Origin of the sequence: Parabacteroides vesiculifaciens (assembly GCF_049860805.1) — a bacterium.
Taxonomy (GTDB): domain Bacteria; phylum Bacteroidota; class Bacteroidia; order Bacteroidales; family Tannerellaceae; genus Parabacteroides.
The window spans coordinates 2598618-2620468 of the sequence record NZ_CP187555.1 but is presented as its reverse complement, the minus strand read 5'-3'; the positions used below and the strand labels follow the sequence as shown (position 1 = coordinate 2620468).

General features: G+C 46.2%; 18 protein-coding genes and 1 pseudogene. 11 read left to right on the top strand and 8 right to left on the bottom strand.

Features of this window, described 5'->3' with window-relative positions; translation table 11 throughout:
- Nucleotides 1-2 precede the first annotated feature (2 nt).
- Nucleotides 3-770, top strand: a complete 768-nt coding sequence (gene lpxA / locus ACPYIV_RS10695) for an acyl-ACP--UDP-N-acetylglucosamine O-acyltransferase (protein ID WP_293739624.1) — start codon at nucleotides 3-5, stop codon at nucleotides 768-770.
- A gap of 110 nt (nucleotides 771-880) precedes the next feature.
- Nucleotides 881-1621, top strand: a complete 741-nt coding sequence (locus ACPYIV_RS10690) for a 3-keto-disaccharide hydrolase (protein WP_293739625.1) — start codon at nucleotides 881-883, stop codon at nucleotides 1619-1621.
- Nucleotides 1622-1994: 373 nt separating this feature from the next.
- Here the strand turns inward: ACPYIV_RS10690 and ACPYIV_RS10685 are convergent, their stop codons facing one another.
- The 5 genes from ACPYIV_RS10685 to ACPYIV_RS10665 all read right to left on the bottom strand — a co-directional run bounded on the left by ACPYIV_RS10685 (nucleotide 1995) and on the right by ACPYIV_RS10665 (nucleotide 6543).
- A complete protein-coding gene (locus tag ACPYIV_RS10685) occupies nucleotides 1995-2873 on the bottom strand; it encodes a HEPN domain-containing protein (protein ID WP_293739626.1) in 879 nt (292 codons plus the stop codon).
- Nucleotides 2874-3090: 217 nt separating this feature from the next.
- The gene (mdh, locus tag ACPYIV_RS10680) at nucleotides 3091-4032 is read right to left on the bottom strand and encodes a malate dehydrogenase (RefSeq protein ID WP_293739627.1); all 942 of its coding nucleotides are present in this window, start codon (nucleotides 4030-4032) and stop codon (nucleotides 3091-3093) included.
- A gap of 202 nt (nucleotides 4033-4234) precedes the next feature.
- Complete coding sequence (locus tag ACPYIV_RS10675; protein ID WP_425882942.1) at nucleotides 4235-5419, bottom strand: class I SAM-dependent rRNA methyltransferase; 1185 nt, start codon at nucleotides 5417-5419, stop codon at nucleotides 4235-4237.
- Complete coding sequence (locus tag ACPYIV_RS10670; protein WP_293734616.1) at nucleotides 5420-6001, bottom strand: 3'-5' exonuclease; 582 nt, start codon at nucleotides 5999-6001, stop codon at nucleotides 5420-5422. It lies immediately after the preceding gene.
- On the bottom strand, nucleotides 5998-6543 hold the full coding sequence (locus ACPYIV_RS10665; RefSeq protein WP_293734615.1) for a DUF5063 domain-containing protein: 546 nt from the start codon (nucleotides 6541-6543) through the stop codon (nucleotides 5998-6000). Before ACPYIV_RS10665 ends, ACPYIV_RS10670 begins: the two co-directional genes overlap by 4 nt.
- A 282-nt stretch (nucleotides 6544-6825) precedes the next feature.
- Here ACPYIV_RS10665 and ACPYIV_RS10660 point away from each other — a divergent pair, with 282 nt between their 5' ends.
- The 9 genes and pseudogenes from ACPYIV_RS10660 (at nucleotide 6826) to ACPYIV_RS10620 (ending at nucleotide 16320) form a co-directional block, all read left to right on the top strand.
- Nucleotides 6826-9330, top strand: coding sequence for an FtsK/SpoIIIE family DNA translocase (locus ACPYIV_RS10660; RefSeq protein ID WP_299362992.1), 2505 nt, complete (start codon nucleotides 6826-6828; stop codon nucleotides 9328-9330).
- Between the two features lie 55 nt (nucleotides 9331-9385).
- On the top strand, nucleotides 9386-10054 hold the full coding sequence (locus tag ACPYIV_RS10655) for a LolA family protein (RefSeq protein WP_293734613.1): 669 nt from the start codon (nucleotides 9386-9388) through the stop codon (nucleotides 10052-10054).
- 44 nt (nucleotides 10055-10098) lie between these two features.
- Nucleotides 10099-11052, top strand: a complete 954-nt coding sequence (gene trxB / locus ACPYIV_RS10650; RefSeq protein WP_293734612.1) for a thioredoxin-disulfide reductase — start codon at nucleotides 10099-10101, stop codon at nucleotides 11050-11052.
- Nucleotides 11053-11080: 28 nt separating this feature from the next.
- Nucleotides 11081-11857, top strand: coding sequence for a glycerophosphodiester phosphodiesterase (locus ACPYIV_RS10645; RefSeq protein WP_293739631.1), 777 nt, complete (start codon nucleotides 11081-11083; stop codon nucleotides 11855-11857).
- A gap of 13 nt (nucleotides 11858-11870) precedes the next feature.
- On the top strand, nucleotides 11871-13349 hold the full coding sequence (locus ACPYIV_RS10640) for a glycoside hydrolase family 10 protein (RefSeq protein WP_425882938.1): 1479 nt from the start codon (nucleotides 11871-11873) through the stop codon (nucleotides 13347-13349).
- Between the two features lie 71 nt (nucleotides 13350-13420).
- A pseudogene (locus tag ACPYIV_RS10635) lies at nucleotides 13421-13618 on the top strand (hypothetical protein); the annotation flags it as partial.
- 89 nt (nucleotides 13619-13707) lie between these two features.
- Nucleotides 13708-14235: an RNA polymerase sigma factor gene (locus ACPYIV_RS10630; RefSeq protein WP_293734609.1), complete on the top strand. Its 528-nt coding sequence runs from the start codon at nucleotides 13708-13710 to the stop codon at nucleotides 14233-14235.
- A gap of 10 nt (nucleotides 14236-14245) precedes the next feature.
- Nucleotides 14246-15496, top strand: a complete 1251-nt coding sequence (locus ACPYIV_RS10625) for a porin family protein (RefSeq protein ID WP_425882935.1) — start codon at nucleotides 14246-14248, stop codon at nucleotides 15494-15496.
- A gap of 47 nt (nucleotides 15497-15543) precedes the next feature.
- Nucleotides 15544-16320 (top strand): hypothetical protein, encoded by a 777-nt coding sequence (locus ACPYIV_RS10620; protein WP_425882933.1) that lies wholly within the window; start codon nucleotides 15544-15546, stop codon nucleotides 16318-16320.
- A gap of 462 nt (nucleotides 16321-16782) precedes the next feature.
- Here the strand turns inward: ACPYIV_RS10620 and ACPYIV_RS10615 are convergent, their stop codons facing one another.
- From ACPYIV_RS10615 to ACPYIV_RS10605, 3 genes are read right to left on the bottom strand one after another with little or no spacing between them, the layout of a single operon-like run.
- Nucleotides 16783-17940: a PepSY-associated TM helix domain-containing protein gene (locus tag ACPYIV_RS10615; RefSeq protein WP_425882931.1), complete on the bottom strand. Its 1158-nt coding sequence runs from the start codon at nucleotides 17938-17940 to the stop codon at nucleotides 16783-16785.
- Nucleotides 17937-19343 carry a DUF4374 domain-containing protein gene (locus tag ACPYIV_RS10610; RefSeq protein ID WP_293734109.1) on the bottom strand — a complete coding sequence of 469 codons (1407 nt, stop codon included), beginning with the start codon at nucleotides 19341-19343 and terminating at the stop codon, nucleotides 17937-17939. Before ACPYIV_RS10610 ends, ACPYIV_RS10615 begins: the two co-directional genes overlap by 4 nt.
- A gap of 43 nt (nucleotides 19344-19386) precedes the next feature.
- Entirely contained in the window at nucleotides 19387-21684 is a 2298-nt protein-coding gene (locus ACPYIV_RS10605) for a TonB-dependent receptor (RefSeq protein ID WP_293734108.1), read from the bottom strand.
- Between the last annotated feature and the right edge of the window lie 167 nt (nucleotides 21685-21851).

Genomic DNA, 21851 nt, shown 5'->3' with positions numbered 1-21851 from the left:
TTATGATTAGTCCGTTAGCTTATGTAGATGCAAGCGCAAAGTTAGGAGCGAACGTAACCGTCCATCCGTTTGCATACATCGATAAGAATGTAGAAATAGGTGATGACTGCGAGATCATGCCTCATGCCAGTATCATGAGCGGAACTCGCATGGGAAAAAGAAACCGTATCTTCAATGGTGCCGTTATCGCTGCCGAACCCCAGGATTTCCAGTATAAGGGAGGCGATACGATCGTTGAAATAGGGGACGACAATGTGATACGTGAAAACGTGGTGATCAATCGTGCGACAACAGCTGCAGGCAAAACAGTTGTCGGTAATGGAAACTTCCTGCATGAAGGCGTCCACATTTCCCACGATACGCATATCGGGAACCATAGTGTGTTTGGCTACGGAAGCAAGATCTCCGGTGATTGCACGATTGAAGATTATGTGATTTTCGGCGGAAACGTGTTGGTAAGCCAGGGATGCCGCGTAGGAACCTGGTCGATGACACAGACCGGCTGCCGCTTCCGCAAGGATATCCCTCCTTATATCGTAGCTGCATTGGAACCTACGACTTACTATGGAGTGAACTCCGTTATCCTGATGCACGAAGGTATGAGCGAGAAGGTAATCAAGCACATCAGCCATGCCTACCGTATCATCTACCAAGGCAATACAAGTATATTCGATGCCTTGCTCATGATTAAGAACCAGGTGCCGATGAGTGACGAAATCCAGCATATCATTGATTTCATCGATGCTTCGAAGTTAGGAATCGTAAAATAAATAGGATAATCCTATAGAAAAGAAAGAGCTGTTCTTTACGGGGCAGCTCTTTTTTATTTATCTTTGTTACGTTTTAATATTCTCAATGTCTAATCTAAAAAGAATGTAACATGAAAAACTTGTTTAAATCGTTTGTGGTCCTTCTGGCAGTTATGGCTGCTGTCCCTTCTTTCGCGCAGAAAGCGAATAACACATTGACTGAAAAAGAAAAGAAACAAGGCTGGACCTTGTTGTTCAACGGGAAAGATTTTACCGGTTGGAGACAATGCAACAACACCGGAATGGCTCCGAACTGGGTAATCGAAGACGAGGCGATGAAGGTCTTTACCGCTCCTGGCAAGAAACCTGGACAGGGTGCAGGTGGAGATATCTTGTATAAGGAAAAAAAGTACAAGAACTTTGAACTGTCTGTCGACTGGAAAACCAGTAAAATGGGTAATTCCGGTATCTTCTATTATGTACGCGAAGTTCCGGGCAAACCGATCTATTATGCGGCTCCCGAAGTGCAGGTTTTGGATAATGTGGATGCTACCGACAATAAGTTGGCGAACCACCTTGCCGGCTCTTTGTATGACATGCTTCCCGCCGATCCGAAAACAGTAAAACCTGCCGGCGAATGGAATACGATCGTAATCAAAGTGAAAGACGGTAAAGTAACACATACCCAGAATGGCAAAAAGGTGGTCAAGTATACCTTGTGGAGCAAGGAATGGGATGATCTGGTTGCCAACAGCAAATTCAAAGATTTCCAGGGGTTCCAGGAAGGTATCTCCCATGAAGGGTATATCGGCTTGCAGGATCATGGCTATCCGATCTGGTTCCGCAATATCAAGATCCGGGAATTGAAGTAAGTGCCAATTGGGGTAATATTTGAACTGTAAATGATGATTCACCGATGCCTGTCGTTTCCTGAAAAGGTAGGCATCGGTTGCCGAATAGATACCTACCTTTTTCCCGATATCCTATAGGCTTTTCCCGGACAGCCTAAAGGCTGTTTTTTTTAACCTATAACCTATATTTTATGAGACAAGAACCAATCCGATCCCCTATGTGACAAAATAAAAAACAGGGTTCACGGGCGATAAAAGGCTAATAGATAGTAATTTGTTGTGAATGCTGTGGGTTCACAGTAACATGCTGACCTATAGAGAACCAAAACAATGTGAACTCTAATTACATAAAATAACTAAGGGGTATTTAGAGGGTAATCTAAGAAAGACTGAGCTATAAATATGATTTAATTCTCTCTTCACAACATTGCTTCGTGACATCCCGGAGCAGTTCCACTTTGGGAATGAGCGCTTCAATATCTTCTTTAGTTACGTCGAAGTTTTTATTATAACGAGCCTGAACATATGCATCCTGCAACAAATCAAAAAGGCGTTTTTCTTCTTCCGTATCCCGCGGAAAGGCTTTGGATGATTCTAAGGAGTACGTTTTGGCTCTGGCCGACAACTTTTTCAGGCTGTGCTCTTTGGGACTATACAGTGTGAAAGTCAAGATGATAGAGTTATATAAATTCTCACAAACTTGGTGCAAATTAAAAGAAGCCATATTATATAGACCTTGTTCATAATAAAATTTTGCCCCCAATAAGAACTCGCTACTTCTATTAAACTTTTCATTGTAATACTCTTCTGCCTGCTCTTTTATTTCCTTATAGTTCAGTTTTCGGCGGCGGGCCAACTTATAGCGTCCGCTGTTGTAAAGCATGACGCCTTCGCGTTTGATGTCTGTATAGAAATAACGGTTTTTTAGGATGGCTTTGTTCAGGTCGTCGATGTTTTCATTTATAAACTGGATGGTCGCCGATTCGTAACGGTTCTTTCCTTTATAGTAATTATTAGCGGCCTTGTCCAAGATATGGTTGATAATTTGGCTTTGGAAACGGGTATTGGTCACTACTAGGATATCATAATCACTCATGAAACAGGTGCGTACACCATATTCGATGCGTTGGTCGTAATCGACGTATGTGTTTCTGGCATAACTTCCGTAGAGGATAATCATCTCGCAATCGGGAAGTACTTCCAATATGCACTTAACGATTCTTCTGAGGTCATCCTGTTTCTGTTCGGGCAGGTAGTTGATGGATGTTTTCATGCTTTGTTTATCTATTAGATGCAAATGTAATGTTAATATTTAAGATCGTATCCTTTAGAAGATAATATGTTATTTGCAGGCTATGCTTAATCGGGTGTAAATTATGGGTTATTTAGATTGTTTTTTTGTATGGTGGAGAAGGTTTGATAATATAGAAAAGAGGATAACCCCGAAGGACTATCCTCTTTTCTATATTATCAAACCTCTTTTTCGATTATTAGAGAGCGCCAACTTCTTTCAAAGCTTCGTTTGTTTTGTGAACGGCGGCTGCACTCTTGGCGAAGAGTTCTTTTTCTTCAGCTGTCAGTTCCAGTTCAACGATCTTTTCGATACCGTTCTTACCCAGGATAACAGGAACGCCGATGCAAAGGTCTGATTCGCCATATTCGCCTTCCAGGTAAACAGAACAAGGAACCATCTTTTTCTGGTTGTGGATGATCGATTCAACAACGAATGCTCCTGCAGCGCCCGGTGCATACCATGCAGAAGTACCCAGCAACTTAGTCAGTGTTGCACCACCAACCATTGTGGAAGAAACAACTTCCTGCAGTTTTTCAGCACTCAACAGCTTGCTTACAGGAATACCTTTGTAAGTAGCCAGACGAGCCAACGGAATCATAGTGGTGTCGCCGTGGCCACCGATTACCATGCCTTCAACTTCGTTAGCATTGCAACCTAAAGCCTGAGACAAGAAATATTTGAAACGGGAGCTATCCAAAGCACCGCCCATACCGATGATACGGTTTTTTGGCAGTCCCAGAGATTTCAATGACAGATAAGTCATTGTATCCATCGGGTTGGAGATAACTACCAGAATTGCGTTTGGAGAATATTTCAGGATGTTCTGAGCTACGCTCTTAACGATACCAGCGTTAACACCGATCAGTTCTTCGCGAGTCATACCCGGTTTACGAGGAATACCTGAAGTGATGACAACAACGTCAGAGTTAGCTGTTTTTTCGTAGTCGTTTGTGCAACCAACAACTGTAGTATCGAAACCAAGCAGTTGAGCGGTCTGCATCATATCCATTGCTTTACCTTCGGAAACACCTTCCTTAACGTCAAGCATTACAACTTCGTCTGCCACTTCATTGAAGGCAAGAACATTTGCGCAAGTAGCACCTACATTACCGGCGCCAACAACTGTTACTTTAGACATAATAATAAGTTTTATATGTTTTACTTATAATAATATTTCCATCTCTCTTAAAAGCGAGACAAAGGTACAACCTATTACGAAATAAAGAAATATTTCCGTAAATATTTTGCACCTTCCTTTATTAAATATCACTAATGGATTTATGAATTGTGATTTATGATTTATATATGCCCGGGGATAAATTGTAAATCATAATTCGGCTTTACTCCACATAAAGAACCAACCCCTTCAGATATTCCCCTTCCGGGTGGTAAATGTTGACCGGATGGTCGGCGGGCTGTGTCAGTTGATGCAGGATGCGGACACTGCGGCCGGACTGGGCGGCGGCACTGAACACGGCCAGACGGAAGTTTTCCTTGCTTACCACCTGCGAGCAGGAGAAGGTGAACAGGATGCCTCCCGGTTTAATCTTCTCGAAAGCGATGGCATTCAGTTTGCGGTAACCCTGCAGAGCGTTGCGCAATACGTTTTTATGTTTGGCGAAAGCGGGCGGATCCAGGATGATGAGGTCGTAGTTGCTTCCCATCTTTTCGAGATACTTGAAAGCGTCTTCCGCATAAGCCTCGTGACGCGGATCGCCCAGAAAGTTTAGTTCCACGTTCTTGTTGGTCAGCGAGATCGCTTTGGCAGAACTGTCGACCGAGTGAACGACCTTGGCTCCTCCGCGCATGGCATAGAACGAGAATCCGCCAGTATAGCAGAACATGTTCAGTACGGAGCGGCCTTTGGCATAGCGTTCCAGCAACGAACGGTTTTCGCGCTGGTCGACAAAGAAACCTGTCTTTTGCCCTTTTTGCCAGTCGACGCAGAATTTCAATCCGTTTTCAAGTGCGATGTCCTCCACTTCGCCCCCGTACAGGTAGCCGTCTTCGCTGCCTAAATTAGCCTTGTAAGGCAGAGTCGCTTCCGATTTGTAATATATATTCTGCAAAGAATCTCCCAGCACGGCTTTCAGGGCCTCGGCAATCTGATGACGCGCATAGTGCATACCGACAGAATGCGCCTGCATGACCGCAGTGTGGGCATACATATCGATAACTAATCCCGGAAGATTATCTCCTTCGCCGTGTACCAACCGGTATGTATTGTTGTTCTCCACTCCGGCAAGCTCCAGGGCCTGGCGCAGTGTGTAAGCAATACGGATGCGTTCTTCCCAGAAAGCGGCATCTATCGTGACCGGTTTGAAAGATAATATGCGGACGGCAATACTGCCTATCTGATAATGACCGGTACCCAGGAAACGCCCGTTCGCACCATAGACTTCTACCAAGTCGCCTTCTTCCGGTTCACCTTCGATCGTCTGGATGGCGCCGGAGAATACCCACGGATGGAAACGCAGCAACGATTCCTCTTTTTTAGGTTTGAGAAATACTTTACACTCCTTCATTTATATCTGTTTCAATTGATTGTATATTTTCAGGCAAGCCCATGCATCGAGGGCTGCATATTTTTTCTGTGCATCGCTGAGGACATCGGCTTCCCAGTTGCTCAGGCGCTGTCCTTTCGAAATTTTCTTGTTGAAAAGGATGGCGTATATCTTTTGCAGGCTGGCGTCTTCGATGCCGAACTGCCCGACATAATTCTGCAAGTCCAGGAAATTGGCCGGCTGTATGTCCGTACGTTTCCGCATCGCTCCGAAATCGTCGCGCAACGAAAGGCCGATTTTCTGTACTTTTTCGTTTGCCAGAAATTCTTCCAGAGTTTCCGGTATGTCGATCCGGTTCAGGCGGAACAGGAAACACGCCTCGTCGGTCGAAATCTGCATAAGCGATATTTTGTAACGTTGTCCTTTTTTGAAACTCGGACGGGTTTCGGTATCGAATCCGACAGACTGGAATTCGGAAAGGTAGCTGATGGCTTTCTCCACATCTCTTAATGTGTCGATCACGATGATCCGTCCGGTAAATTCTTCTAAGGGAAGTCCGGATATTACTTCTTTTGTTATCGAATGTGTATATTGTTGTGTCATTCTTCTTCGTTGGTTTCTAAAAGTTCTTCTTCGCTGTATCGCACGGCGTGAAGCGCTTTTAATGCGTTTAACACTTGTTGCCCCCAGAATTCGCGGAAGTTTTTACGACACAAAACGATTGCTTCAAGCATAACATCTTCATTACCCTGGCGGAATAAAGAAATGAAATTGCCCGTATCCTGGTAAACATCTGCCAGATTTTCCGAGATAAAGGCGGCGATCGGCGTATCGCTGTATTGCATATCCGGATGGAATGTTTCGAGGTATGAGTCTTTCTCGCCAAGCAGTCCGGCAATCCGGTTACGGACCGATTCGTACATATCTTCCGTGACGGTCAGTTCGGGTTCTGCATCTTCGTCTTCTTCCGCCTCGGGCAAAAGGGTCGCTTTCAGATACAGCAACGGCAAAATCTTGACTGCCTTATCCAAAAAGTCGAAAAGACCTGTATTCCCGGCGTTCTCGACAAACGTACAAAATTCCAATGCAACTGTTACAAATTCCAGCGTGTTGCGTTCGTATATCGGGTTGTTCTCTTTTTCCATGCTAATTATCTTAGTAGATACCTTGCGTTTATAACTCGCAAAAGTAACAAATATATTTTGATATTCGGAATTATAAACTCTAATTCCTCTTGGATATAACATCAGAAAGTTCCTCTTTGTCCTGATTATGCCTTGAAAAATAGGAAAAATTGAGTGAATCTTTACCGGAACGACCGGCTTCAGGAAAAGTCGGTTAAAGAAACATACAGTTTGGAAAATGCAAATGTCGTAGGGAACTTAAAATTTTCTATGTACATTTGCGAGTTGTAAATTTAATATGTAATGGCTAAAAAGACGACTACAAAACAAAATACGAATAACGGGGAGAGTAAGTTTAAGAAGATTCGAGACTTCTTTACCTGCGAGCGAACCCGTTTTATTACCGGATTAGTGATTTCCATTATTACCATATATGTCGGCCTGGCTTTGATTTCATTCTTCTTCACGGGAGGAGCGGATCAGAGCAAGATCGAGAATATACCGCTATCGGACCTGGTGATTAACCGTGGATCGGTAGAGAACTGGACAGGCGTGCGCGGGGCTTACCTTGCGGATTTGCTGATGAACCGGTGGTTTGGGATTTCTTCATTCCTGATCTTGTTTTTTCTCGGTTCGGTCGGGGCAAAGTTGATGAACTTGAGCCGGGTGTCGTTGCTGAAACGTTTTCTGTTCAGTGCGGCTATGCTGATATGGGGATCGCTGTTTTTCGCTTTTGTCTTTATCAGCGGATATGAAGATACATTTATTTATCTGGGGGGGCAGCACGGATATTATTTATCGGAAGTGATGATGAATAATATCGGCATACCGGGCACGATCCTGCTATTGATCGGCCTGTTCCTGATTATAGCGATCTTTACCAGCAAACGGACGATTCCGTTCCTGCAAAATGTCTTCTCTTTCGGATGGTTGAAGAACCGTTTGAAACGTGAAAAGAGCGAAACGCCGGAAGTTCCGGAAGAGGAAGGGGAAACGGAAGTTTATGTTCCGGTTGAAAAACCGGCGGCAGCTCCTCGGTCTGCGACGTATCGCGAGGAAGAGGAAGATATGATCCGACCGGACGAATATGTTTTCGATACGGAAACCGAAATGCGGAAAGCCGAGGAAGAAAAGAGAATGCCGGTGGAAAAGGATGTTCCGCAAAAGAATGATTTTGAATTTGAAGTAGCCCGGGGGGATGATCCGGTTATCGAGGCAACCGCCGATGGTGGTACGACTTTTGAAGTGGAAGTGCCGGAAGACGAGGAGACTTTTGACCAGTCCCAATTGGGTAAATACGATCCGCGCTTAGACTTGTCCCGCTATGTATTCCCGACACTCGATTTGTTGAAGTTCTACGATTCGGGTAATGTCGAGGTGAACCGTGAAGAATTGGAAGAAAACCAGCAGATGATCAAGCAGACGTTGGAAGATTTCGGTATCAATATCGCCTCTATCAAGGCGACGGTTGGACCGACGGTCACGCTCTATGAGATTGTCCCGGAAGCCGGTGTGCGTATTTCTAAGATTAAAAACCTGGAAGATGATATTGCTTTGAGCCTTTCCGCCTTGCAGATACGTATTATCGCGCCGATGCCGGGTAAGGGAACGATCGGGATCGAGGTCCCGAATAATAAACCGCAGACTGTTTCCATGCAGTCGGTGGTCGCTTCGCGCAAATTCCAGGAATGTTCGTATGACTTGCCGGTGGCGATCGGAAAGACGATTGTCAACGAGGTGTTTATGTTCGACTTGTGCAAGACTCCCCACCTGTTGGTGGCTGGTGCGACCGGACAAGGTAAATCGGTCGGCTTGAATGCGATTATCACCTCTTTGCTGTATAAGAAGCACCCGGCCGAACTGAAGTTCGTGATGGTCGATCCCAAACAGGTGGAATTTAGTATTTATTCGAAGATCGAACGGCATTATTTGGCGAAATTGCCGAATGCCGACAAACCGATCGTGACGGAGCCGGGCGATGCCGTGGCAACCCTGAATTCATTGGTGATCGAGATGGAGAACCGTTATAAGTTGCTTGTGGAGGCTTCGGCGCGTAATATAAAGGAATACAATGAGAAATTTATTTCCCGTCGCCTGAATCCGGAGAAAGGACATCGGTTCCTGCCTTATATCGTGGCGATCGTCGATGAGTTTGCCGACCTGATCGCGACTTCCGGCAAAGAAATCGAGTTGCCGATCTCGCGTATCGCGGCCAAGGCCCGTGCGGTCGGCATCCACATGATCCTGGCCACCCAGCGCCCGGATACGAAGGTGATCACCGGTACGATCAAGAGTAACTTTCCGAGCCGTATCGCTTTTAAGGTGATGTCGCAGATCGACTCCCGTACGATTCTGGATACTCCGGGGGCTAACCGCCTGATCGGTAAGGGCGATATGTTGATCCTGATTACCGGAAGCAGTGAGCCGACACGTGTTCAGTGTGCGTTTGTCGATACGCCAGAAGTGGAAGATATCGTAAATTATGTCGGTGCACAGGTGGCTTATCCGACGGCTTATCTGTTGCCTGAATATATAGGTGAAGGCGGAGATTCTTCTGTCGCCGGAGCGGTAGATCTGTCGGATCGCGATCCGTTGTTCGATGAGGCCGCCCGCCTGATCGTGATCCAGCAGCAGGGTTCGACCTCGCTCATCCAGCGCAAGTTTGCAATCGGTTACAACCGTGCAGGCCGCCTGATGGACCAGCTGGAGGCCGCGGGCATCGTCGGTCCTTTCGAGGGTAGCAAGGCCCGCCAGGTATTGATTCAGGATGAATACAGTTTGGAGCAATTATTGAATTCATTGAAATAAAAGAAAACTGACAAGAGATGTCGGTAAATCATCAATTATGATAACAAAGAATAGAATGAAAAGAAAAAATAAAATAAAAGTTTGCCGCATTTCGGTTGCTGTCTTCCTGTGCATTTGGGCTGCATTCGGAATGCGAGTATTGGCGCAGAACGCCACTTCCATCCTGGATAAGGCAGCTTCCGCTTATGAAGATTCTAACGGTTTGACTGCTTATTTTACGATGCAGACGCGCTCAGATGTGCAGAAAGTATCGGAAAGTTTTGACGGTACGGTCGATATCAAAGGAGATAAGTTCGTACTGAAGACTCCGGACATGATTACCTGGTTCGACGGTACGACGCAATGGTCGTTTCTCGAACGCAACGAAGAAGTCAATATCTCCAATCCGACCGGCGAAGAGTTGCAGGCTACCAATCCGGCCCTGTTGCTCCGTTCCTATAAAAAAGGTTTTACCGCCAAATATAAGGGCGAGAGTACGGCCCCGAACGGTAAAGCCGCCTATGACATTGAGCTGACTCCCAAAAAGAAAAGCGATATCGTACGGGTGGAACTCCAGATCGAGAAGTTTTCCGGTCTTCCTGCTTCGATCGCCGTTTTTTCAAAGAATGGGATCAGTAATACGATTCGTATCGGTAAAATGGAAACGGGAGTAAACCAACCGGATCGCTTTTTTGTTTTTAACGAAAAAGACTATCCCGATGCTGAAATCGTAGACCTTAGATGATTGGAGAATTAAAAATTAAAAATTGGAAATTAAAAGATAAGATGATGAATACAACTCAGAATGAAAAAGTTCGTTGCCTGATTATCGGTTCGGGCCCTGCCGGTTATACGGCAGCTATCTATGCTTCACGTGCAAACCTGTCTCCTGTCCTTTACGAAGGTATTCAGCCGGGCGGACAACTTACGACTACAACCGAAGTTGAAAATTTTCCTGGCTATCCTGAAGGTGTTACCGGTACGGAATTGATGGAAGATTTGAAACAACAGGCTGCCCGCTTCGGTGCGGATATCCGTATTGGCATTGCGACTGAAACAGACTTGTCGGCAGCACCATATAAGGTAACGATTGACGGTGAGAAAGTAATCGAAGCGGAAACGTTGATCATCTCGACCGGAGCGACTGCCAAATATTTAGGGTTGCCGGATGAGCAAAAATACGCTGGTATGGGTGTTTCGGCTTGTGCTACGTGTGACGGTTTCTTCTATCGTAAGAAAGTGGTGGCTGTCGTTGGCGGTGGTGATACGGCTTGTGAAGAGGCACTGTACTTGTCCAGCTTGGCAAAACATGTTTATCTGATTGTCCGTAAACCGTATTTGCGTGCATCGAAAGTGATGCAGGAACGTGTACTGAACACTCCGAATATCACGGTCTTATTCGAACATAACACGATCGGTCTTTTCGGTGAAGATGGCGTGGAAGGCGCACATTTAGTAAAACGCATGGGCGAACCGGACGAAGAAAAAGTGGATATCGCAATCGACGGTTTCTTCCTGGCTATCGGTCATACCCCGAACTCCAAAATATTCAAACCCTGGGTGGAAACAGACGAAATCGGCTACATCAAGACAATTCCGGGCACGCCTAAAACAAGAGTGCCGGGGGTATTTGCTGCCGGTGACGTGGCTGACCCGCATTATCGTCAGGCTATTACTGCCGCCGGTAGCGGTTGCGCGGCTGCGATCGAGGCGGAACGGTATTTGTCGGAGATTGGAAAATAGAGGATAATACTGATAAAAATACTACTTTATGAAACAATTAAAATTCTCTCTTCTTCTTCTTTTGTGCGTGCTGGTCGCAGCTCCTGTGTCGGCTAAAAGAAAGACAAAGGTGATTGCCCATCGCGGTTATTGGAAAACGGAAGGTTCCGCCCAAAACTCTATTCGTTCGTTGGAACGGGCGAATGAAATCAAAGTCTATGGCTCCGAGTTCGACGTGCATCTGACTGCAGATAATGTCCCGGTAGTGTTTCATGATAGCAAGATTCAGGGAAAACATATCCAGACGACTACTTATGCGGAACTTAAAGACCTGAAACTCCCGAATGGCGAAACGCTCCCGACATTGGAGCAATATCTGGACAGGGCGAAGAAACTGAAAAAGACCAAACTTATTTTCGAATTGAAATCCCATGCGACTCCCCAGCGGGATCGGGAGGCGGCTAAGATTGCCGTCGACATGGTGAACGGCAAGAAATTGACGAAGCGTACCGAATATATTGCTTTCAGCCTCGAAGCAGCCAAAGAACTGCACCGCCTGTCCCCGAAGACACCGGTCTACTACCTGAACGGCGACTTGTCTCCGAAGCAGTTGAAGGAACTCGGTTTTGCCGGTCTCGATTATAATTATAAGGTTATGCAAAAGCATCCTGAATGGTTTACCGAAGCAAAAGACCTAAAATTGAAAATCAATGTCTGGACGGTAGATGATCCTCTGGTAATGAAAGAGATGATCGAAAATCGTGTAGACTTTTTGACTACAGACTATCCCGAAGAAGCGCAAAAAGCAGTACATTTGTACCGCTGAATAAATGTGTGAAATGAGAAAGTATTGCCTGTCGTTATTACTCCTGTTATTGATACAAGTTTCGAATGCGGCCGAACCTCCCAAGCGTGAGATTCGAGGCGTGTGGCTGACAACCGTCTATGGTTTGGACTGGCCGCATAAGCCGGCAACGACGGAGGCCGGGCGACGGGTACAGCAACGCGACGTTTGCGACATCTTGGACCGGTTGCAGGATGCGAATTTCAATACAGTCTTTCTGCAGGTCCGTTTGCGTGGCGACGTTATCTGGCGTTCGGCTATAGAACCGGCAAGCAAGACTTTCTCCGGAAAATACGGAACGATGCCGGGATATGATCCGCTGGCTTTCGTGATCGACGAATGTCACAAACGCGGGATGGAATGCCATGCCTGGTTCGTCACCTTCCCATTGGGAACGGACAAAAGCGTAAAAGAACAGGGAAAACTCTCTGTTGTCAAGCGCCAGCCGAAACTGTGCAAGCGTCATAACGGCGAATGGTATCTGGACCCCGGTGTTCCCGGAACTTCCGACTATATTTTGTCCTTAGTGAAAGAACTGGTGAACGGATACGATATCGACGGAATCCATTTCGATTATATCCGTTATCCGGAACAGGCCAAATCTTTCCCCGATAAATCCCTTTATAATAAATATGGTAAAAAACGCCCGTTGGCCGAATGGCGCCGGGAGAATATCAATAAGATGGTTTACCGTATTTACGACTGGGTGAAATCGGTAAAGCCTTGGGTGCAGGTCAGCAGTTCCCCGCTCGGTAAATACAATCGCATCGAACGTGTCCCGAACGCCGGATGGACGGCTTACGAAAGCGTCTTTCAGGATCCGAAAATGTGGATGCAGAACGGAAAGCAGGATATGATCGTCCCGATGATGTATTACCTGCATGATAACTTTTTCCCCTTTGTCGATAATTGGGTCGATAACTGCAACGGGCGCCTGGTGGTTCCCGGATTGGGTGCATACCGGATGCTGAAAGAAGAGGCGGACTGGACCGTCAACGACATAACGGACCAGATCGACTACAGTCGTTACTATGGAGGCGCTGGCTGTACATTTTTCCGTTGTGCGAACATCCTCGACAATACAAAAGGGCTATACGACGAGTTGAAAGATAACTATTATAAATATCCGGCCCAGCTTCCGCCTTTGTCCTGGTTGAACGATACGGTTCCCACAGCCCCGGAAGAGGTACGGATAGAAAAAGAAGGAGATGAGTTGAAACTCTCCTGGCGGAAACCGGATTCGGAAAAGGATGTGTTGACTTACACCGTCTATTATTCGCTGACAGATTCGATCGACCCCGCATCCGCCCGGAATATCCTGATGACGGGAATTCGGGATACTTCCATTTATCTACCTGTCGATACGGCTTCGGAGCGGGGATATACATTTTCCGTTTCATCTTCCACCCGCTACCATATCGAAAGCGTGCTTTCGAAAGAAACCTATTACTATCTTACCAAATTTCCTAAATAATATAAACGGTTTGTGGAAGAGACTTCCGGAATGCTATATCTTTGTGCCGGATGAAAAAGTCTGTGACATATCTGGCTACCCGTACGGCGGTCGTTACCTATCGTGCCGATAAGACTTCCAAAACGAAATTGACTTCCGACTTTAAGAAAATAGGAATGGAAGTTACCCCTGTGGATAAAAGGGCAGGCTGCCCGGTTGACCCTGCCAAAAAAATTGGAACCGGTTCTGATTATTTGTCAGAATACAGTATCTTTGTGCGTTTTCAATAAAAATATTTTATCCGGAATGCAGCGTTTCGGATAATCTGAACATCATAATAAATGTACAGCCCTGAAAAGGGCATGAAGACACACACTAAATGACGGAGAAACAACTGATAGAGGGTTGTAAGAAGGGGGAAAGGCTGGCTCAGAAGGAGCTGTACGAAACGTATTCCCGCAAAATGATGGGGGTTTGTCTGCGTTATGTTAGCGACAGGGAGACTGCCCGTGATTTGCTACAGGATGGTTTTGTAAAAGTCTTCACCAGCATAGACTCTTATTCGGGAATCGGGTCATTTGAAGGGTGGATGCGAAAGATCTTTGTCAATTGTGCGTTGGAGTATTTGCGTAAATCGGATGTTTTGCGTGAGGCTACCGATCTGGATAATACGGCGGAATTGATCCATCCGGACAGTTCAGCCATATCCGATATGTCGGCAGTCGAGTTGATGAAATTAGTGCAAGAACTTCCTGCCGGTTTTCGTACGGTGTTTAACCTGTTCGCGATAGAAGGTTATTCGCATAAGGAGATCAGCGAGATGATGAATATCACAGAGAGTACATCCCGGTCGCAGTTTACGCGTGCCAAACAATTATTACAACGCAGGATTAATGAATTGTATTGAGTAAAAAGAAATGATGGATAAGGAAAGAGATACATTTGACGATTTGTTCCGTTCGAAGTTGCAGGACTTTGAAGCGGATACGATGCCGGACGATTGGGAGGCGATAGCCAACCGCCTGCCGGTTAAAAAGTCTGTCCCTTTCCGGCGGACTTTACGTTATTGGGTGGCTGCCGCCGTTATTTCTTTATTAGTCGTAACGGGTGGCGTTTATGTCTCTAACCAGGATCAGGACCGTCTACCTGTAGCCGAAACGATCCTGAAAGAAACCGAGGCCGTAGAGAGCCGATTGACCGAACAGTCCGAGTCTGTGACATCAGCTGTCCCTGTTCAACCGTCCCCAAATAAAATAGCTGTTGCAGCTTCCGTGCCGGTTAACCGGGTGGCCAAACGTGCCGTTGCACAAGTTGTGGCTGCCACTGCATTCCGGTCGGATATAACGGAAGACGACATTGCTTTTTCGTCGGAAGACAATGATACTGTCGCTGTGGTTTCTTCCGAGGCAGCCGAAGCATCCGAAGTGGCGGAGACGGCAGTACCCGTTGAAACACGTTCTTTACTTGCAGATGCAGCGCCAGTGAAAAAAGAAGAAAAGAAGGAGCGGGTAAAAAGATGGGGCTTCGGAATGGGAGGCGGTAGTGTGAGTGCCGGGACATCGAACTCCATAAATGCCTATGCTTTGAAGAATACGTTGATGACAGATCAGGAGTTGTTGCAATTGAATTCTCCGTATTTCAATAGCCAGTTCCCGAAAACGAATATTCATCATAAGACACCGGTTTCGGTCGGATTGGGTGTCAGTTATTCTTTGAATGACCGTTTTTCTCTCCAATCCGGTTTAAACTATACTCTCCTTTCTTCCGAATGGGAGACCGGAGCTGTATATCATGGCGAAACTAAACAAAAGTTACATTTTATCGGAATTCCTCTTTCTCTGTCTTATAAGATTGCGGAATGGAAGCGTATCCAATTTTATGCAGCGGCAGGTGGCATGACTGAGGTCAATGTAGCCGGTAAGCTGAATTCCAAAATATTTGTGGAACAGAATGAAATCCGTCACGAGAAGAAGCATATCCGTATGAAAGAATGGCTGTGGTCTGTGAATGCCCGTGCCGGTGCCAGCTATCCCTTACTCCGTTTCTTAAGTATTTATGCAGAAGTGGGGGCTGACTATTATTTCGATAACGGAAGCGATATCGAAACGATCCGTTCCGAAAAACCCTTTAATGTGAATTTGCAGGCGGGTTTCCGTTTCGGCTTTTGAATAAGAACAAATAAATAATAAACAATATAAAATTAAAGAACAGTAAAATGAAGAAACTTAAAGTTTTAGGATTGGCAGCAATCGCTGCAGGTATGTTTTCGTTAACCTCTTGTTTGGACGGCGGCGGTAATACGTCAAGCGGGATGGCATTAGGATATTCTACTTTAAGCATGGATGCTGGTGGAATCGTCGTAAAAGATGATTTTGGCAGTGTGGTTGCTTCAAGCACATTCAATACTCAATTGTCCGGTGGTGAATATGTCGCTTATGCTTATTCAGTGGATTGGGATGCTCAAACTTCCAATAAATATACGGTTGCAACTGTTTCTGCGTTAGAAAAATATGCAGAAGTCTATACGCAAGGTTCAATAACAGATACGACTGCATTATTCTCTAATGAAATGCCTGTGCAAAAATTGGTTATCCAGATGTATTCGGCTGATTATGCCTTTACGGCAAATAATCATATTTTTATGTCTGTTTACCATGAGAATGTTCCTTCCGATATGAAAACTCAATATGATTTTTCTTATGATTCAAGTGCTGATCCTGTAGTTGTTGGAGGAAAAAGGGTGTATGACTTTTATTTACGTGCGATGAAAGTTGCTGATGGTGATAAAGTAAAAGAAGATACTCCTTTTCCAAATGTATACGATTTAAGTCAATTTTTGTCACGGAAACGTCCTGTTGAAAAAGCTGCAGGCAATACTTCTGTAAACATTCGTATTAATTATATTAATGAAGTTGGTGAAGATTTTTTAAGTTCTAAAAAGGGACAGTCTGATGTTATCTCATTTGTAATACCAGAGGAATCTGCATCCTGATAAGTTATTAGTTATATAATTTAATTCCATACCCATTCTTTTATGATTTATGGGTATGGAATTTTTTTTACACAAAAGTACCATCTGTATACCGGATCATATTTTCGTCAGATATGGAATGCCGTTTTTTATTTGGTAAAGACGGGCTGCCAATGGCGGACGCTCCCTCTAAATTTGCCCTCTGGGAATCGCTCCCTAAATAGTGTTATATTGTCTAACTGTAGTTTCGCACCCCTGTCCAGGTACAAAAAGGATAAAATAAACAGATGATACATCTTCCAAAAGAAGACGTATCATCTTACCTGAGTAAGATGTATGAACTTATCGCTATAAGATGTATCATGTTTTATAGATACCCCCTTTCTCCCGATTTCTCCACTATACAATCAATGCCTATCGTCCAAAATAATGCTATCGTACGGAAGATAATTGTTGTCAAACAAAAACATCTTTGTCCCATCCCTATTGACTATCGGGCAAGTCTTTTATGTATCCCGGCTTATTCAGTTTCCTGAACTTCTTTTTGAGCCAGAGATAGTAGCCGGTTATGGCAAAGACAGCCCCTAAGAGTGAAACCAGGCAGCTTAATATCCGGGTGGTTATTCCTCCCCATGTCCCGGCATGGACGGAATAGATCCATCCTCTTATTTTGGCGGATTTGGGAAGATCTTTATATAATTGGGTTTCGGTGATCTTCCCGGTAGCCGGGTCAAAAGAGTAACGGTCGCTTCCTCTCGTATTTCCGTAGTTGGCCGTGGAGACTGTGGCCGATCCGTCCTGGATGGCAATTGAATTATATTCCGGATAACGGCTCTGTAGATCGGCTAAGATTCCGGCCCAATGCGTATAGTCGGTTCCGGAATGTTTCTTCGAACCTCTTTCACCCGATGATTTTTGATGGGTGGAAGGTGCAGGAGCATGAGCCTGTTTAGACGTTGTGCTGACACCGAACACGGTATAGAACGCATCGCGATACCAGCCGAACGACCAGGTCAAGCCGGTTAATGCCAGGACAAGCAGGAGTAAAGCGGCATAAAAACCTCCGGATACATGCAGGTCGTACAGGAAACGGAACCCGCCGGCTTTCGTCTTTATCTTGAGCCGGTTTTTCAATACCTTCTTGTTTCTCGGATACCAGATAACAAGCCCGCTTATGATAATAACAGCCAGAACTAAGGTAGAATATCCGACAATCGCTTTGCCCCAGGCGAAACTCCCGTCCCGCTTATATTCGTCGAGCAGCCAGCGGTGGAGGCGCATCATCTTCATGAAAAAACCTTTTCCGTCGTCTATACCGGTGATTTCTCCGGTGTAAGGATTGATAAAGCAAGCCGCTTTTTTCCCCGGTAAAATTAATTGGTAGGTCCGTTTGGGATCGGAGGAAACCCGTATTCTGTTTATTTTGATGGAGTCGGGAAGTTGCTGGCCGGCGGCGTCCATGAGCACCGCCGGCGAAAGCACTTCGCCTTTTACTTCTTTGACAAAATAACGGGAAGGATAGCAGAGTTCCAGTATCTCCGTTTCGAATACAAGGATTGCCCCTGTCAGGCAAACGATCGCGATGATGATACCGAAAGGTATCGATAACCATACATGTACTTTCGTAAAGAACTTTTTCATTGTGCTGTCAGTTTTCCGATACCGGTTATCTGGGTCGCTTCGACTGTAACCCCTTTCGTTGCATTGACGTTGGCCGGGTCGATCTTGTAGATGGCCGGGGTTCCATCGGTTGTTGTCACGGCGATGTAAGCCTTGCCGTTTTCAACATGTATCGTGTTTCCGAAACCGGAGATTATGTCGGTTGAAGGAAGTCCGCTCACGTAAGTCAACTTTTCGGCTCCTGCTTTGAATACGGCCAACTGATTGGCGGTATAGCCGGTTTCGCTGAAAGGACGGTCGTACATCAGCAACAGGAAATAATCTTCTGTGATATGCCAGCTGCGCAGGAAGGAGTTGCCGTTGCTTTGTGTCTCCAGGTTGCAGTAGTAATCGTCGAAATCTTCACTCCCGTTCGGGATGCGTACTACACCGGCCGGTAAGTTGGTCTGCTGGCGCGGGTCGGACATCGTCTTGGCATAAGATGGAGAAAATACATAGATGTCGCCATTGTCGGCAGCCCAGATCATTTGATAATATTGCGATTTGAAACGGCCGCAGGCGTAACTGATTTTATCAGTCTTGATGATTTTCTTATTTGTAAATGTTGCATCGTCGAAGATGGCGACCCAACAGGAATTCGGATATTGTGTCCACAATAGTTCGTCTTTTTCGTAAGCGCTGCTATTCGAGCCTCCGGACTCGGTTTTAACCAGGTCCTCGTTACCCGGCAGAATCCATTTCCCGTTTCCGTCTTTTGTCCCGTACTGGCTTAACCCCATCGGTACGGCTACGCTGTAGATCTTGCTGTTATGTTCCAGGATACCGGCAAGGGTTACATACTCGCCGTTTCCCAGGAAGTTCTCTGACAGGTAGGCTTCATTCTTCGTATCGTTGTCCGTCTTTGTCTGTGCGGCAACATCCAGGAGGGAAACCAGGAACGACTGGGGAACATAGCCGTTTTCGTCCGCCCATTCAGTAGGGCCGTCGCCGGAGGAAAGTGTCATGATATATTTGTCGTAAATGCCGTAAGTAGTGAACCGTTTGACCTTATAGCTCTGTGAGCGTGTTTCGAGTTTGCCGTTCGCATTCAGGATATACGAACGTGTATCACCAGCATTACCCTGATTGTAGGTCAGGCCATACAAATACCGGTCTTTATAGAACACCCACTGTGTGGCGCCGTCATTCACAAGGCCGTTGTTTAATGTCGTGATGGTCCCATCGTCCACACTTTCAGCCGTAAGCAGCACGTTGGTCGTATTTCCGGATGCCGTGGTAGAAGCGGGGATTACGAATGTGCTTTTTGCATCGCTTGTTCCTCCGCCCGCGTCCGGTGCCGGGATATCGTTGTCACTACATGAAGTAAACAGTCCGCCCGTCAGCATGGCTGCGGCAATACCGGTTAATAAATGATTCTTTTTCATCTTGCAATAAATGTATTTATATTTTGTAACTGTGATAATTGAATTAATTTCCGAAATAAACTCTCACTTTGCCGTAGAACGCACGTCCTGCTTTCTGCAGGCTGAAGTTGTCGTACAGGTCTTCATTTGTGAAGTTGCGGCACTCGAACGACACGTTGTAACGCCCGTTCCGGAGGCTGTAGGAGAGGGATAGGTTATGAGAGAACTGGTTCGGCACGACATAGTCGTTATTTTTCGATCCGATAGCGGACGAATAATACGTAAAGCTATGCAGGTACTGATTGTCGTAAGTCACCGTCAGCACATTGCCCTTTTCCCAAAGGTTACGCCAGTAGAACGATACGTCCGAATCGGCAAACCGGTAGGGAAGGTTCGGCATCCGCTCTCCATAGGCCAGGTTTGCGGCACTGCTGGAGATGGAGGTTTTCATCTTGTCGCGTACGTCCATCTGGGTGAAGTTGCCGCCTACGCTCACCCAGTTGGCAAAGTTGTAGCGGATGGACAGGTTAAACCCCTTTGTTTCGACTTTACCGTAGTTGATATAGGTGGCAGCCTGCTTGCCGCCGCTCAAGTCCGTGATGTTGCGCTGTATGTAATCCTTCGTATTGCGGTAGACCACTCCACCTTCCACATATATGGTATGTTTTCCGAATGTTTTGTTGTAGCTAAGGTTGAGGTTGAGGTTGTCGCTGTTTTCCGGCCGGATGCTCAGTTCACCCGTTTCGAGGTCTTCGTCGCCGAACATTTCTTCAATGGTCGGCAGGCGGTAGGCCTTTTCATAAGATAGCTTTGCCTGCAGGCCGGTCAGGATGAAATAGGTTCCGGCTGCCCCGTAACCGAACGAGTTGACGGAACGTGTATTGCGCACATAGTCGTCCTGTGTGGTCGAGGTTGCCACCGGACCTGCAACAAACTGGTTGTAGTATTTTCCGAAAGCGGAGAAGTTCCAGTGTTCGGATGGCATCAACCGGTAGGACAGGCCCGAAATGTTTTTGCGGGTTTCTTTGGCGATGGCATTTGTCATCTCTTCGGCTGCAAGCAGGGAGGTGTTGGAGCGGTGGAACGTGTTCAGCACATGGTTGAAGGTGAATGTGTGCATCTTGCCGATCCGGTAATTGAGAGTCAACGTGCCGTTCCAGTTATTGTTGTCTGCCCGGGAGTATTGTCTTGACTGCTCTCCGGCGGAGTTCATCAGATGTTTTTCTCCACGCCAGTTATATTCATAAGAAGAGGTGTCCACGTTGGTCGTGAGGTTTTTATTGTAGTTGGCGGTCAGCACCATGTCTAAGCCTTTGGCGAACAGGTCGCGTTTGCCATATTCCAGCGAAGGCATCAGCGAGTGTCCCTTGCGGTGCTTCTGTCCGTAGACGATTTCCTGGCGCACGCCGGTCTGTATGTCCTGATACATATTGGAATAGGTGAAACCCAGCAGCAGGCGGTCCGCCCAGCTCTTGTCAACGACGCCCAGTTTGCCGATAACTGCTTCGTTGTGGTAGGTGTCGTTGAAGCGTTTCACCCGTTCTTTCTTGCTTCTGTCGATACTACCTGTTTCGAAGTTTTCTACCGGGGCGTTTACATAGTAGTCATTGTCCGAATAGTTTTGGAACGCGTTGATCTCGTAGGTGAAGCCGTTCTTGAAGGTCTGGCCGAAGTTGACGTAAGATTTATGCGTGTTGAAAGAACCGTAGGAATAGGAGGCGTCTAAAAACCATCTGTTCCGTTTCTTTTTGGTGATGATGTTGATCACGCCTCCGATTGCATCCGCACCGAAGCCGACCGGGACCACCCCTTTATAGATTTCGATGCGTTCGGCAAAGTTCACCGGGATGTTGTTCAACCCGAACGAGCTTCCCACACCTTCCTGCGGCACGCCGTCGATAAAGATTTTCACGTGCTTGCCGCTGAAGCCGTCCAGCGTGAGTTGCATATCCGAACCGACTCCGCCGGATTCACGTACCTTCATCCCCGGTGCTTTGGCGAGCGCTTCGCTCAGGTTCTTAGTGGAATTCTGCAACTCTTTCGTATCGACTGCTATGGCATTGAATGCAGAACGTTTCAAGCGGCTTATTCCGTTTGAGACAACCACCACTTCGTCCAGCTCCGTCGATTGCGGAGTAATGGTTATGTTCTGTTTGACCCTTTCCCCGCCGATGAGTTTCACCGGCGTTTCGACGGTCTTGTAACCGATGGCGGAAACGACTAAAGTATAGTCGCCTGCCGGGGCCTTCAGATGGTAAATTCCTTGTTCGTCGGTCGTCCCTCCATACGTGGTGCCTTTCAGGTAGACGGTTGCGAAATCTACAATTTCTTTTTCCGTAGATATTATTTTGCCCGAGATCATCGCCCTCTCATATGCTGAGGCGGATATCGCAGTGAACAGGAATATGAGTAAACAGGAAATCTTAAGAATAGTCGCTTTCAATTTATAAAGAGTTTTATATCGTTAGTAAAACGATGCAAAGGTCTTTATAAAAGGAAAACGCATCAATCGCGGATTTTAGGTAATTT